Origin of the sequence: Microcoleus sp. Pol1C5, from assembly GCF_036701115.1 — a bacterium.
Classification (GTDB): domain Bacteria; phylum Cyanobacteriota; class Cyanobacteriia; order Cyanobacteriales; family Microcoleaceae; genus Microcoleus.
The window spans coordinates 42,405-57,429 of the sequence record NZ_JAUBQE010000055.1; the positions used below are offsets into that span (position 1 = coordinate 42,405).

General features: G+C 44.2%; 11 protein-coding genes and 1 pseudogene. 4 read left to right on the forward strand and 8 right to left on the reverse strand.

Going from position 1 to position 15,025, the window contains the following annotated elements:
• Positions 1–20 precede the first annotated feature (20 nt).
• Both QUA23_RS25265 and QUA23_RS25270 read right to left on the reverse strand, forming a co-directional pair.
• Positions 21–533, reverse strand: a complete 513-nt coding sequence (locus QUA23_RS25265) for a GNAT family N-acetyltransferase (RefSeq protein ID WP_333078605.1) — start codon at positions 531–533, stop codon at positions 21–23.
• On the reverse strand, positions 524–820 hold the full coding sequence (locus tag QUA23_RS25270) for a DUF1778 domain-containing protein (RefSeq protein WP_333078604.1): 297 nt from the start codon (positions 818–820) through the stop codon (positions 524–526). The genes QUA23_RS25265 and QUA23_RS25270 overlap by 10 nt, the downstream gene beginning before the upstream one ends.
• A gap of 324 nt (positions 821–1,144) precedes the next feature.
• On the opposite strand from QUA23_RS25270, the gene QUA23_RS25275 reads away from it, so the two are divergent.
• Positions 1,145–2,506 (forward strand): branched-chain amino acid ABC transporter substrate-binding protein, encoded by a 1,362-nt coding sequence (locus tag QUA23_RS25275; protein ID WP_333078603.1) that lies wholly within the window; start codon positions 1,145–1,147, stop codon positions 2,504–2,506.
• 176 nt (positions 2,507–2,682) lie between these two features.
• Positions 2,683–3,759, forward strand: a complete 1,077-nt coding sequence (locus QUA23_RS25280) for a branched-chain amino acid ABC transporter permease (protein ID WP_333078602.1) — start codon at positions 2,683–2,685, stop codon at positions 3,757–3,759.
• Between the two features lie 133 nt (positions 3,760–3,892).
• Here QUA23_RS25280 and QUA23_RS25285 read toward each other — a convergent pair.
• Positions 3,893–4,465, reverse strand: a pseudogene (locus tag QUA23_RS25285) (Uma2 family endonuclease).
• 251 nt (positions 4,466–4,716) lie between these two features.
• Here QUA23_RS25285 and QUA23_RS25290 point away from each other — a divergent pair.
• Positions 4,717–6,282, forward strand: coding sequence for an ABC transporter permease subunit (locus QUA23_RS25290; RefSeq protein ID WP_333078601.1), 1,566 nt, complete (start codon positions 4,717–4,719; stop codon positions 6,280–6,282).
• Positions 6,283–6,426: 144 nt separating this feature from the next.
• Positions 6,427–7,263, forward strand: a complete 837-nt coding sequence (locus QUA23_RS25295; protein WP_333078600.1) for an SAM-dependent methyltransferase — start codon at positions 6,427–6,429, stop codon at positions 7,261–7,263.
• A 122-nt stretch (positions 7,264–7,385) separates the two neighbouring features.
• On the opposite strand, the gene QUA23_RS25300 is transcribed toward QUA23_RS25295, so the two are convergent.
• From QUA23_RS25300 to QUA23_RS25320, 5 genes are read right to left on the reverse strand one after another with little or no spacing between them, the layout of a single operon-like run.
• Entirely contained in the window at positions 7,386–8,105 is a 720-nt protein-coding gene (locus tag QUA23_RS25300; RefSeq protein WP_333078599.1) for a hypothetical protein, read from the reverse strand.
• Positions 8,102–11,194: a protein DpdH gene (gene dpdH / locus QUA23_RS25305; protein WP_333078598.1), complete on the reverse strand. Its 3,093-nt coding sequence runs from the start codon at positions 11,192–11,194 to the stop codon at positions 8,102–8,104. Before dpdH ends, QUA23_RS25300 begins: the two co-directional genes overlap by 4 nt.
• A gap of 2 nt (positions 11,195–11,196) precedes the next feature.
• Entirely contained in the window at positions 11,197–12,075 is an 879-nt protein-coding gene (dpdG, locus tag QUA23_RS25310; protein WP_333078597.1) for a protein DpdG, read from the reverse strand.
• Positions 12,072–14,618 (reverse strand): protein DpdF, encoded by a 2,547-nt coding sequence (gene dpdF / locus QUA23_RS25315; protein ID WP_333078596.1) that lies wholly within the window; start codon positions 14,616–14,618, stop codon positions 12,072–12,074. The genes dpdG and dpdF overlap by 4 nt, the downstream gene beginning before the upstream one ends.
• On the reverse strand, positions 14,618–14,962 hold the full coding sequence (locus QUA23_RS25320; protein ID WP_333110567.1) for a hypothetical protein: 345 nt from the start codon (positions 14,960–14,962) through the stop codon (positions 14,618–14,620). The genes dpdF and QUA23_RS25320 overlap by 1 nt, the downstream gene beginning before the upstream one ends.
• Positions 14,963–15,025 lie beyond the last annotated feature (63 nt).

The window sequence follows — 15,025 nt, forward strand, 5'->3', positions numbered from 1 at the left end:
GAGAGCAACTAACGTCTGAGCTAAAGTGAAGCAATGGCATCGCTAACTTTCACCATGAGTGTCATCGGATCGATCGGCGAAACAGTAAACCCGCACTTCTGATAAAACTGCTTCGCATCTCCGGAGATAGCGTGTACGATAATTGCCCGTATCCCTACAATCTCAGCAGCTTGCAAAGTGCGAAGAATTGCATCCCGCAGCAAAGCGCGTCCGATGCCCGAGCCTTGCCAGTTGCGATCGACTGCAAGCCGTCCAATCACCATAACAGGAATCGGATCGGGCATATTGCGCCGAACTTTACCCGTTGCAGCAGTTAGTGCTATTGCTCCATTTACAAGATAATAGTACGCAATGACTGCTTGGCGATCGCACAAAACATAAGTCCGTGAAGCCCCCTCTAACTCATTTTTCAGAGCGCGACGCTTGAGCCATTCATCTAACTGAATGTTGCCTGAATCAAAGGTCTCTATTTGATGTAACGAGTTCAGTTTTTCAGGCGGACACAGTTGTTCTAAATCTCGATCTAATCCCACGGAGATTTTGTTTTTAGTAATGCGTTTAGCTTCGGATTTGGCGTCGGCGGTGCATCCAGCAGCGCCAAAAATTGCTTAAATTTAATTTCATCTAACCCAAAAAAACAGCGGTCTAGAATCACATCTTGAGCTTTTTGGTAAGCTGATTCAAGCATGAATTCCGATCGGCTCTTTCCCTGTAATTGGGCCGCGCGATCGATGAGAGCGCGTTGATTCGGCTTAGCTCGAATGTTGATTGTCACATCGCGGGTCTGACTGACTGACCCTTCAGATGCTGGCGGGTGCATAACAGTTACCTCTGGCTAGACACATTAGTAATTAGAGCTAGTAGCAGCATATTTATATGCTAATTTTTTGTATACACAATGTCAACACATTTACTAAAATCTGGGATCGCGGATCTAGTAAACCGCGATGGAATCGTGAACTAACGCATTGTACGGGCAGCCCCCGCCGCCCCTGAGACAGGAGTTCTGGCCCCAGTCCTGATGTTGCCTTTGTAGGTGTGTTGTTGATAGTTGACACAAATTTTTTAAACTTGTGCTAACTCTTGACTACATACTTAAAACAGTGAAAATATGCTAAGACGCAAGCAACAAACAAACCAACCTATGAACTTTTCCCAGAAGTCAGGGGGCAAAAGTGCCACATCCCCAAAAATCAACTCAACAAAGAATCTCGGCGTCGGAGAATTGCGGAAATTACTTTTTGCCGCCGGAATAGCCTCTCTGTGCGCTAGCTGTCAAAATCCTCCAGCACCCTCCGCCACAACTCCCGGAGGCAGCCCCGGAACCAGTCCCGCAGCCACTCCCGTCGCAGTCAGCAGCCCCGGCGACCCAAATACAGTCAAAATTGTCTCCATGCTCCCGATGACAGGTAGCGCCTTGGGTCAATCTCAAACAATGGTCAACGGCATCAAACAAGCACTTGCCGAAACCGACTCCAAAGCTTGCGACGGAAAAATCAAAATCGAATACGAAGTGCTCGACGATGCCACCGCCGCCGCCGGCAAATGGGACCCGGGCCAAGTAACCTCCAACTCGAACAAAGCCGTTGCTGACGGTTCGGTAGTTGCCGCCATCGGTCACTATAACTCCGGTGCAGCCAAACTTTCCATTCCCGTGCTCAACCAAGCTAACATCGTCATGATCAGTCCGGCAAACACTTATCCGGGACTGACTAAACCAGGAAAAGGCGAAGCCAAAGAACCCAACGTTTATTATCCCTCAGGCACTCGCAATTTCACCCGCGTTGTCCCCGCTGACGACCTTCAAGGAGCTGTAGCTGGCAACTGGGCAAAATCTTTAGGCGTGCAAAAAGTATACATTCTCGACGACCAAGAACTCTACGGCAAAGGCATCGCTGATGTTTTTGAAGCAACTTCTAAAAAGTTGGGAATTCAAGTCCTCGGAAGAGAGGGAATTGATATTAAAGCTAGCGACTACAAGGCGTTAATGAATAAGATCAAAGCTTTAAATCCAGACCTGATTTACTTCGGCGGCACTACTCAGAGCAACGCGGGACAAATAATTAAAGACATGAGAAATGTCGGGATGGCGGCCGATACAGTTAAGTTCATGGGCCCGGACGGCATTAAAGATCAAGCTTTAATCGATGCCGGAGGCAAAGATGCCGAAGGAGTTTATGCTACTTTTGGCGGCTTGCCTCCTCAAGAATTGACTGGTGTGGGTGCGAAGTGGTACGAAAGTTACAAGGCAAAATATAATGCTGAACCGGAAGCTTATGCAGCATACGCCTATGAAGCTGCTAAAGTTGCGATCGGCGCAATTAATAAAGTTTGCAAAAATGACCGCGCTGCTATCCGCGAAGCTGTCTTGGCAACTAAAGATTTTAACGGGGTACTCGGCACTTGGAGTTTTGACACCAACGGCGACACGAGCTTGACTACAATGTCAGGAAATGTTGTTAAAGGTGGTAAGTGGGAGTTCGTGAATGCGCTCAAGACGGAATAATTAATCAGAAGGAAGAAGGAAGAGGGAAGAAGGAAGAAGGAAGAGGGAAGAGGGAAGAAGGAAGAAAAATTATTTAAATTTTTTAACTTCCCAATTTCCAATTCCCAATTTCCAATTCCTAATTTCCAATTCCTAATTTCCAATTCCCAATTCCCAATTCCCAATTACTCAAAAACATGAAGAACTGGAAAAGTATTCTCTTATATCTAGGTGTAGTTTATATAGTTTTGCTATTAGGCCCGATCGCAGGATTTGATCTGCCAAAAATAGTTGGAGAAATAGCCAGCAATCCTGAAGTTTTTATCCAACAACTATTAGTTGGTCTTGTCAACGGGGCGCTGATTGCAATTATTGCTTTGGGTTACACGATGGTTTACGGAATTATTGAGTTAATCAATTTTGCTCACGGCGATTTGTATATGTTGGGTGCTTTTGCTTCCCTAACCGTGTTCGGGGCTTTTGGCATTCAAGACGGCGCGCCTTTAGGTATTGCTATACCGGTGATGTTAGTCGCTTTAATTGTATGTTCGGTGTTTTGTGCTGGACTGAATATTGTTGTCGAAAAGTATGCTTATCGACCTTTGCGAAATGCTCCCCGTTTGGCTCCTTTAATTTCAGCGATTGGAGTTTCTTTTATTTTCCAAAATATGGGCCTGTTTTGGGGAGGATTGAAAGCTTTTCTTCCGGTGATGGGTTCTAATTCGGCCGCTCCGAAAAGCTTTCCCGATTTGTTGCCGCGAGTTGATATCCTCAAAGCTTTGGGAATTCAAACGAGTATTGTATTTACTACGAAAGATTTAATTGTGTTGGTGGTGGCGGTGGTATTGATGGTTTTGCTTCATGTGTTTGTGCAGTACACTCGTCTGGGAAAGGCGATGCGGGCAACTGCTCAAAGCCGCGATGCTGCTAAGATTATGGGAATTAATGTGGATCAGATTATTGCTCTGACTTTTTTGATTGGGGGAGCTTTGGCGGGTTCGGCTGGGATTCTGGTTGGTCTGTACAACAATACTATTGTTTTTACGATGGGGTTTACGGCGGGTTTGAGGGCTTTTACGGCGGCGGTTTTGGGGGGAATTGGCAATATTGTGGGGGCGATGTTAGGAGGGGTTTTGATTGGGTTGCTGTCGTCTTTGAGCGATCAGTATTTGTCGAGCCGTTGGACTAATGCTTGGGTGTTTGGGGTTTTGGTGGTAATTTTGGCTTTTCGGCCAGGGGGTTTGTTGGGCGAGAATGTTCAGGAGAAGGTTTGAAATTGGGGGGTTTAAATAATGGCAAGAGACATTTAAGTAGACATAAAAAAACAGCATAGGCTGACCCCCGACTTGTTTAAACATTTGGGGAACTAACAGCGATCGCGTTTTACGTTTTAGGTTATTTTACGTTTTAAATATTCCCTGGTTTGAGCCAGCCAAAAACTTCCCCTAAAGTCAACTGCATTTGCGGCATAAATTTAGGAATTGGAAGTATATCTGTCGGTTCTTGTAGCGAAATCGGCTGCTACCTTGCGGGATAGGCTAAAATGTTTTTTTCATCCGGATCGACCAACCAACCCATCTGACAACCAGCATTCAAACAGTGCAAAATATTGTTTGTAACTTTGGTTTGGCTTTGGGCTGGGGACAAAATTTCTATTGTCCAGTCTGGGTGAGCATTAAATGTATTGGCAATTTCACCGTCAGTGTCTAGGGCAATGCGATTCCAAACAAAAATGGCTACATCGGGAACAATAGAATGTCCGCCAAAGGTGCAGCGAAGTTCTGGAAATGCCCAAGCAATCCGCTGAGGTTTGCCCGCTGCATTAACCCTTGTGATGAGTTCTCCCTGAATTTTGCTGTGTTTTCCTTACGGCATAGGTTTTTGTACGATCGCACCTTTGATGTATTCGCTAGCGGGTTTGGTTTCTGCCAGTTGCAAAAAGTCGTCGAGGGTGATAGTTTTTTGAGGTGCTTGTACCATATAGCGATCGCCCGTTTGAAGTGTGTTGGGGTAACAGTTCCAGTATATTTGAAGTTTCGTCACTTTTGGTGCAATAATCGAACTCAAAAGACTCTAAACTGTAGCTAGCCCGATCGATCGTTTCCACGATAAGCAGCCTATCACATTCATTGATGCAGAATTTGGCACGGCCCGCGTCAGTCGCATCTATAAACTGCGATTCCTAGCATTCTTTCATCTAACTACTGATTAATGACTCATAACTTCTTCCTATGTCAAAAAAAATAATTAAAGCAATTAAATCGACTGGTATTTTAGGGGCGATCGCCTCTTTAACTGTTTTGTTATTCGGCGGTTGGAGCGGCACCGTGATCGGCTGGCTGATGGGTACTGCGGCGGGCTTTATTAGCTGTCGAGAGCAGAAGGTTTACAGCCCGAAAATGGGTGCGACAATCGGCAGTTTAGCGGGATTCGGATTGGGAGTTTGGCTATTAGTTGCGAGTGTGGTAGAAGGGGTTTTGATTAGACCTTTTTCTGGTCAATCTGCTGTGGCTTTGCCGACGACGCTGCTGTACGGGATTTGCAGTTTGACGATCGCAATTTTGACAGCTACGTTAATGGGTGCTTTGCAGGGTTTGCAGGGGGAACGCCAGCGGCTGGCAACTCTGGTGACATTAGCTTTTATTCTAATTCTGTTTCCCTTTATCGACATTCATGCTCAGACTGGCTGGATTGCTACTGTAGTACAGATTCAAATCTTTATTATGTTGGCGCTAGGTTTGAATATTACTGTGGGTTTTGCGGGTTTGTTGGATTTGGGATATGCGGCGTTTTTTGCGATCGGCGCTTACACGACGGCTTTGCTATCTTCTGGGCAGTTAAATATTGCTTGGAACTTTTGGGTGGTACTGCCGATCGCGGCCGGTGTAGCTGCGATCGCGGGCGTAATCCTGGGTATTCCCACACTGCGGCTCAAGGGCGATTATTTGGCGATTGTTACTCTCGGTTTTGGCGAAATTATCCCGGTTGTGTTTAGGAATTTAACGGCGATTCGGATCGACGAACCAGTCTCGAAGATTGTGGCGGCTGTTTTGGGTAAACCCGAGTTGGTGCTGTGTCTGGTTGGGTGCGATCGACCTTTTAACCTCACCGGCGGCGAAGCGGGAATAAACCCGATCGGGCGTCCATCTCTCCCCATCGTCGGCACTTTCAGCACCGGCAACTACTTTCCCTGGTACTACCTAATTTTACTGCTAGTTGTCTTCGCTTACTTCATGATTTCGCGGCTGCGAGATTCCCGCTTGGGGAGGGCGTGGAATGCCATGCGCGAAGATGAATTAGCGGCTAGTGCGATGGGCATTAACCTGGTCAAAACCAAACTTTCGGCTTTTGCGATGGGAGCGACGTTTTCGGGCTTTGCAGGCGCGTTTTACGCCGCCTATATCAGCGCAATTTTTCCCAGCGTTTTTGATTTCTCGGTGTCGGTAATCATCCTGTGTATGGTGATTTTAGGCGGTTTGGGCAACATGACCGGGGTGATTTTGGGCGCTATCATTATCATGTCTGCCGATCGGCTTTATCTGCCACAATTAGCGCAAGTCCTCAAAGGTTTTCTGAATATTTTTGTACTCCCCAGGATTGCAATTCCCCAGTTAGCGGACTTTCTGGCAACCAGTTTAGACCCGATTCAAATGCGCTTATTTCTATTCGGCTTAACTCTTGTTGTTATGATGCTCGTGCGGCCAGAGGGGCTGATTCCTGATAAGATACACCAAGCTGAACTGCATTCGGATGCTGAAGCTAGCAATGAGTCTTTAGCAGATGCGAGAAGTCAATAAATAGGTAAGGGCAAAAACCATAGTATTTTGTAGGCAGGTTTAGCTAAGAATCTAGGATGCAAGGGAGTTTAGGGGTATAAATACCCCCGTCCCCATCTAATGTTTATTTGTAACCAACTACTTAGTAAGGGTGAAAGATTAGCCATGAAGAATGTAACTGGTACTGCTTTTATCGTTGCGGAATTTAGAGCCGAAGAGAATGAAGAGGCAACTCCTCTCTACACTGATCATGTAGTAAAAATTTGGCTGAATGAGGAAACAAAAAAAGTAGCTAGCCAAATAGCTCAAAACTCTCCTGCGGCTAAAGAAATGGTTAAGTTGCGGACTAAATATTTTGATGATGTGTTGTCAAATCAAATTTTAGGAGGTTGCAAACAAGTAGTTATTTTAGGCTCGGGTTTGGATACTCGTGCTGCTAGAATTAATGGAGAAGGAGTGATTTATTTTGAAATAGACGACCAGGCGACTCTTCAATTAAAAGAAGAAACTCTAAAAGCTTACAAAGTTACTGCTAATGTTCGCTACCTTCCCGGCGATTACGTAAAAGACGGTTTAATCTCCTTGCTGAAACAGAGTGAATTTGATTTCGCTCGACCGACATATTTTTTGTGGGAAGGCAACACAACCTTGCTTGCCAAAAAAGAGGTAATATTTGTGTTAGAACAAATTCGCGACAATGTTGATAATTTTCGATTGTCCTTTGATTATATGTCGGAAAAGGTGATTTTGAGAACAACGGGCTACCAAGATATCAATGATTACATAGATAAATACGAAAGTATGTATGCACCCTGGATTACTGGGTTTGAAAAGATTGCAACTTTAGCTGACGAACTCAAACTCAAAGTTATTGAAAACTTTTCGACGGCCGATTTACACGCACAATATCGCCCTCGCCGTTCGCTAGAATCTAATCTTTTTAAGTTCTATTTTGTTTGTACGTTAGAGAATGCAGTAGGGGGCGTCACTCAAGAGATTTGACTAAACTAAAACAATTTGCGGCTGACGCATTTTATCAAAGCAAAGACGATCGCACTTTGTCTGTACGCTAGAAAAAGCAGGAGGGTACGCCAGTGATTTCTTGGACAATCGCAAACCATTTATTAGGTCAAGCGAATTCGTAAAGAATCAATAAGACCATGTTTAGCCAACCAATCTTTTACCTCTGGCGTTAAAAGTCCCAGGGTAGCACCCTCATTAGCAGCCACTCTCAGAAAACGAAGCACTGCTTCAGGAACTTCATCAGAATTTAAGCCATCCCAGCACTGCTTTAATTCCTCAATTAGCCGATCGACTCTTTCAAAATCCTCACAGCTTTCGGGAATTGAGTTTGATTCCTGAATTTGCAAATATAAACTTCTAATCCGTTGGACAGTTGGCTTAAATGCCGAAACTTTATCCAATGAATTCAGGAGGATTTCATTATCATTATTAGTGCTGGGCATTTTTTGACTTCGGTAGAGCCACCAAGATTGATTCAATTGCTCTCTCAGAGAATTTTGTAATTGCTCTATCCTAGAAGTGAAATTCTTTTTGTTAAAATTTTCATGTGGTGGTATCATCCATTCAGGATCTTTTTTAAATTCTGCCTCAACATTAGCAATAAATGTCAGCAAAATCTCAGCCTTTTGAGTTAAATGAAAATTGGTAATTCCTTTTTGGCGAAAAGCTCTCAAAGATTGAACAAGAGGTATAGTTTCAGCGACAGCTTGCTCAATCTGTTGTTGTCTAGATTGAAAACCTTGCAAATTTTCTGCATATTTTTGAAGATTAATTTTTTTTTCAGATAACTTAATCAGTTGAGTGGATTTTTGTAAAATCATATTATATCTCCTTTAATTTCAGTAATGAGCTCTTGCAGTTTAGCCAATCCATCTTCAATAGCCCTATGGCAAGACTCTACTGTTGCACCACCTGACACTTCTAAAACTTCAATTTGGTTATTCGCCTCGGTTATAGAAGCATCAAGAAAATTGTTAGTGCTGCCGACAAATTCGGAAGCGTCTGTCATTGCTTTTTGATGATTTTCGCTGAGATACTTAAGCAGCTTCCCCGGTTTACTATCGGGATTATCTTTCTCAGTTTGCACGCGCTTCATTGTTTCTAAATAGCTAGAAAGCCCAACTCGTTTAAACTGTTCCAATACAGATGTTAGGTCATCGACATTCTTTCTGCCTCGAAATACACCAGCTTGTTTCGACCGATCGATCGCCCGCTTTACTAAATCGGTAACATCTTTTCTCTTGATGTCTTCCCCTAATTCAGCTACTAGAGAATTGTAAACAGCAAGTTGGCGATCGCACTCTTCCTGAATCGCTTTTTCTAGCAGTTCATCCGCAGCTTGACGCGCTTTATCGATTTCGGGAAACTTCTCTCGAACATCTGGCGGAATTTCACATTGAGGTTGCCAAGATTTGCTAACCTGTTTCAATGGGTCGAGGATTTGTACAACATCAATAATCTGAAATTGTTTAGAACTTCCTTTTGTGCAGGCCGTGCGACTTTTAACAATTTCTAGTAAAGCCTCGCGGTGGTTTTGTAAGCTATTAAATAGCTTTTTCCAGTTAACTGAACGATTTTCTAAATCTTTTGCTTCTAAATCGAGAAACAAACTATTAATCAAATCTTCAATCGAATTTGTAGGATGTCCTGCCATTGTTGCTGCGATCGCCAGTAGCTCAACTGCCGCAGGGACAGGGTTGCAGGGTTCCCCAGACTCGCGGGGATACAGGCGAATCTGCTCTAGGACATATTGACTCCATTTTTCCAGTTGTTTGGCGTAGGTGCGAAAGTAGCGAGATCCATCGGGGAACTTCCAATGCTTGTAATGGTTGTATTGTAAAATGCCTTGGAAGGCGATCGCGCTTTCTCGAAACTCATCAGGATCGTCAGGATTAAGAGGAAAAGATAGTTTAACTCCAGAAATCGTCTCCCTCGTAACTTTTGGGCTGTAAAAAATTAAGTTTCGGCGCTTAAAGTATTTACTATCGCTAGCAGCAAAACTCCCCTGAAGTAGCATTTCTGTATCCCATTCAATCCGCTCAACAATAGCTGAGTAAATCAACGGTCGCAGTTCTCCACCGATATCCTGCGGGAGAATTTCTCGGTTATTCCAGCGATCGAGAATTTGCAGTTGATTCGCCAACTTATCGGGAATTTTTTCAATTTGAGATTGTGGCTCAACTCGATAATTACTAACCGAAGTTCTAGAGTCTTTAGCCTGCGAAACAGAGGGTCGAGCTTTGGTCTGCTGCACCTTCACGCCAAGTGCAGCAATATCAAATGCCGTGTGAACTTCTGGAGGTAAGTCGCAAAGCTCGTTACTATCCGTCCACAAATCGAGGAGAGTTTGGCGGCGATCGTAATTTTGTTGGTCTTTGGCTTTAATATCGGCCTGAACCATTGCACTCAGCCGCATCTTACCAAAGTGTTCTCGCAGAGAATTAGCAGGAAAGTCTCCATGCTTAATATCAGAAATAGAATTTTCTAGCGTCCACTTGAGAACATCTCTAATCAAAAATCGAGGTTTAAAAGTTTCGGGGTTTACCCTGGCAAGCATCTGCCCTAAGGCTTCAGGCGTGAAGGGATACAAACCAAAACCGTCCGCTTCTCCAAAACCTGCATGACAAGCTAGTTTGTGTTCGCATTCATTGCAAGCACTACTTAGAGCTTCTTTATCTGAATCTTCATAATTGCGAGACTGAGCCCAATCTTGAATTATTTTATCCTCCAAACGCACCGCGTTGAGATATCGAGCCACAAATTGTTTGATATCTGCATAATTCACTAAAGATTGTTGTTTTCCAACTGTACCGACATCGAGATTAACGCTAAAAGTAATCCGTTGTTTTACAGTATCTAACCTCATACCGTCAAAATAGCCCGTAGTACAAGCTAGCGCCGTTCGGATCGCGCACAAAGATTTGCCTCCGGGTTGTTGCGGCCTCGCTAAAACTGCTTCTAAAACTTCGCGGTCAATTCCTTGAAATTTGGCAAAATCTTCAATCAGTAAAACTAATTCTACTTTCTCTTCGGCTAAAGTTTCGCGAACTTCTCGCATTAATCTTTGCAAGTCTTCCCGCCCGAGGCTCAAAACTTGAGCGATCGCTTCATCTAAATGCCGATTTAACCAATCTACAGTTGCCTTTTGGATATCCTCATCGCCGATTAACACGCTATAAAATTCCCGTGCTTGCTCCCCAGCTTTTGGCAAGTTTAAAACATTTAAAGGCAAGTCCTCCAGCGAAAATTGTCGCCGTTCTTCAACAATTTCTACCGTATCTCGATGTCCGAGAATATGGACAACTAATTTATGAATAATACCTCCATCTTTTAGCCAGTGTTCTCGGAAAAATGGATCGTATAGTAGAGAGTCAACAGTATCAACGAGGTAACCTTCCACTTCAGAAAGTTTAGTGCGATCGCCCCGACCATTTGGACCAACCGCAGCAGCAAGCTGATTCAGAAGTTGTTCCCGCGCTTGCGCTTCAGTCAAGGTGCTAGTGGCTCGATTTAAACGCTGCCGGTATTCATCGAAGGTTGCTCCTGCCATCCCTTTTAATATTAAACTGATAATATCTTTGAGATTCGTTCCAATTTTGGGAATCAGCAAAACTCGACGCCTATGTGTCGATTCAATATTGGCGGCCAGCCAGCGAATCAGGTGAGATTTTCCTGTGCCAGAACTTCCTAAAACTGGTACGAAAGCGAAATCTTGTTCTGCCAGAAAATCTTTCAGAAATTGTTCCTCACTGTAGCGAACTCGCCACGGTACTTCAATAAGTTCCTGGCGGTACATGGCGATCGGATGGTGAGTTGCCAAAAATATACTATCTGCTGTTTGGGTAGCTTCCACACCCATCACGCGGCGAACGCGCTCCACATCCCAGCAAACAAATTTTGTAAAAGTCATAGTTATACTCGCGTCCAAATAATATGAGAAAATCCTGCTTCTTTGTCGCCACTTGGAAGGATGAATAAATCGGCATCCGACTCTTTTATAAGCTGGATATAACCATCATCCTCAAGGCGGAATAAAGCAAAAGCCGTGCTAGTGGATAAATGATTGGGTAAGCGAAAACCGATTTTTTCGTCAACCTGTTCTCGAAATTGGCCGCTTTCAAACACCGGGCATTTTTTAGCTAAACGATCGACAAACTCTCCGATCGAAAGTTTAGCTTGTACTTCTCCTTGAAATAACTCTTTTAAATTTCGTCTGAGATAAGCAGTTGGCTCAGCAACTATTATTTTGTTCCCTCCTAAAGCATGGCCCCAAGCAAACCCTAAATAACACATCCAGTCCGCGACTTGACCGAACAGAGTATTGCTGGATATTTTCAAATCTAAAGACTCAGCAACTCTCTGTTCTGCGACAAGCTGTTCTACTTCTTCCCACGTACCGGGAGCATCATAAATATCTTGGGCTAAATACCATGCTATTAAGCGACCTAAATCTTCTTCATCTTCGTTATCAGAAGCGAAAAATAGCTGTACCAGCGTATCCGGTAACAACTTATCGCCAGTTTGAGGATGTCTGGATGCTGCGGGAAGATGACCATTAATAGCAATCTCCTCGTTTTCTTCGATTAATAAGTCGCACTTGATACTTTCTCGCAGTGCAGCATCAAACATCGGATGTTCGGCACTTTTGTTTCTCCCTTCTGATAATTTCTCTGGAGAAAGCAGGCGAGTGAGTTTTTCCCTGTTTTCACGCTGCTTGGGGGCTTGAAGCAAATATCTAAATATGCCTCGCATTCGGCTAGGAGTAGCCAAAGCAGTTTTTAATACGCTCATAAATTAACCTCCGTGCAAAAGTGGTTAAACATAAAGTATTTACCTGAAAAAATATCGATCAGCTTGCGGTCATTGCGACTGGGATCTCGTGTATCTAATGGAAGCACGATAATCAGCGGCGCCTCATAATTTCTGTTTTGTGACAGATAGTTGTCAGGGATAGCCTTTCCGGGCGGATGAAAGATGAGGGTAGGAATGCGCGGCATCAGAATGGGTTGGTATTTTTCAAACAAGAATAGAAAAGCACCGGCAATTTGATTTAGGTCTGCGATCGCTCTACTATGAAATTCATCATAAACTACCCAATTATTAATTCCCTGCTGGATTAACCACTTAAAAACTTTAGGGCTTTGGAGTTTCCAGCTTTTCTCTTCCAGAGAGTCGTAGAAAATCAGCATTAATTTATCTCCTGCTAGCAATCTTTTTAGTTCTTCACCTACCCAAAAATTAGGATTTGGCCATACAGGTGAGGGTGTGGGCATAATTCCGGAAAATAGTGATTTCCCGTTTTTTCTGCAAACAGGACATCCACCACAAGCAGGAGAAATCCTAACCATTTTTCTCGGTTCTGGTATTGCACGATCGCGTATTGTGTAAGCTTCAGCTAATATTTCTGAAATACAGCGTTCTGGTCGTAAAGCCTCGCGCATCAATTCCAAGTTTCTATAGCTCCAGTTTTGGCGTTGCTGGCGAATTGGTTCTACTTTATTTTCCCAGGTTTGGGCTTTCAGATGCGATTCATCTAAAATACGAATAAATCGGGATTCTCGGTGCAGTTCCCAAGCTTTTTGATAAGCGTCTTTCGATTCAAAATTTTTGATTAATGGCGGTCGGTCGGCATCAATTTCGATTAAACCTGCCCGACTCATCAGCGTTAAAGTGCGGATGTTCCAAGCCTGATTTTGTTGGCTGTTCATGTCAATATCTGCTAGTTGGAAAGATGGAGGAATATTGACGGGAACGCGAAACCGCCCATCGGGAATAATTGTTTTATTTAAAAACATACTTTCCCACCGCTGCAAACCCCGTTCGATAGTAATTGCAGAATTTTCATTAAGATACTTGGCAATTCTTAGGTCTTCCGTGGTATGCAATGTGAGCGAGATTGCTGCCTTGCCATCTCGACCTCCTCGACCGACTTCTTGATAGAAACGATCGATAGTTTCTGGGATGCAGGCATGAATTACGGCTCGAACATCTGACTGATCCACGCCCAATCCGAAAGCCGAAGTAGCAACGACTATATCAACTCGTCTCTCGCGCAAGTCTTCAATCAGTTGAGAGCGTTCTGCTGGGCTAGAATCTCCGGTCATAATGGCACACCGCTTGAATCCAGCACGCAACAAATCCTGTTTCCATCGCCTCACATCTTGGCGTTTTGTGGCGTAAACAATCAGAGGGCGAGGGAGATGATAAACAGCTTCAATTAGTCGCTCTTTTCTGACTTCTTCACTTTGGCACCAAGCAAACCAGTAAGAGGGTTCTGGTCGCAACTGCACGGCAGATATCACTTGAAACGGGCCGGGTTTGCCGAATAAAGTTTCCAGGGTATCCAAACAGGATTCTGTTAGGGTTGCAGTCAGCAATAAAGTTGTAAAAGAAGTTAAACGCAACAAGTCTCTTCGCAAGCCGGGAAGTTCTTGGAATTCTGGGCGAAATTCATCGCCCCACTGCTCGACGATATGAGTTTCATCTATTACGAAATACCTCAACTTTTTTGACATTGCGGCTTCATAAAGAGAGGGTGCAAGGGAACTCATCAAGCTTTCGGGTGAGGTGAAAACGATGCGCTGGGTGCCGTTGTGAATGCGATCGCGAATTTCCTTGCGTCTCTGTTGTCCTGCCTCAGACTCATCGCTATAATAGGCAGTCGCATGGTTAACAAAAGGTTTTAAAGCTCGTTCTTGGTCGATCGCTAGTGCTGTAGTCGGCACAACGATCGCACTGACACCACCAATTTGCGATCGCAAAAGCGCTGGCAATTGAGCGCAGAGACTTTTTCCCGAACCCGTAGGCAGATTAATCACAAGTGTCGAACTCTCAGGAGCAGTCAAAACAGCACGAATTGCTTCGCGTTGCCCTACACTCCGATATTTCTTCAAATCCACCAATTCCAGAAACGGATCTCCCGCTACAGGCTCGTAGTTACGGCGAATTTCCTCTTTAAATACAGGTTTGTCTGGATGATATTGTTCGGAAAAATCCAGCCAATTTGGTTGCCAAGGACGAGCGCTAATTAAATAGTAATCCGAGCCTTCACGCAAAATATTGATACCGCTTTGCCGCCAAATTTCGCGATTCGGGAAAGGAGAAGTCCGAGGTACTTCTAGAGGTTGGGGCATTCCGCCCTGTAGCTCATCTTCCCGCCGCAGTAGGTGACGCACTAAAGCAGCAATATCTCCTTTTTCTGGCGCGTCAGGAGTTCCCACAGCAGCCAAGGCATCAAGCAAACGCCTTTGACAAGCTTCTGAAAACTGACTTGTATCAGCAGGTAGATTACGTGTTTGTAGAATGTCTCTGAAATCTTGGAATGAATCAGCCATCACTCATCCCCCTCTTTCAGAAATTGAACGGGAACTCGCCCAGAAACAATGATGAATCCTACAGAATCCAGCTTGATTCGGGGATGGCGAATTCCTTCTAAAATAGCTTGACTTAAAGCAGTTTCTATGTTGACTTCTTGCGCTAATAATGAATGCGAAGTTTGTTGGCTTTGAGCTAAGCGGTTAAGACGCAGGTGCAGTTGAGCAAGTCTTTTTCCTAGTTTCTGTTCGGCAATTTGGGCCTGTTGTTCGCAGAGTGCGATGAAAGAAGTGCGATCGCCCAACAATGTTTCAGAAGTCCGACGCGCCTGATGACAAAATTCTTGCCAATAGACATCTCCCAAAACTCGCAAAGCTTATCTGGCAAAGGCTTTGCGAATTATAACTCTTCTCAAAAATCTCTGCCT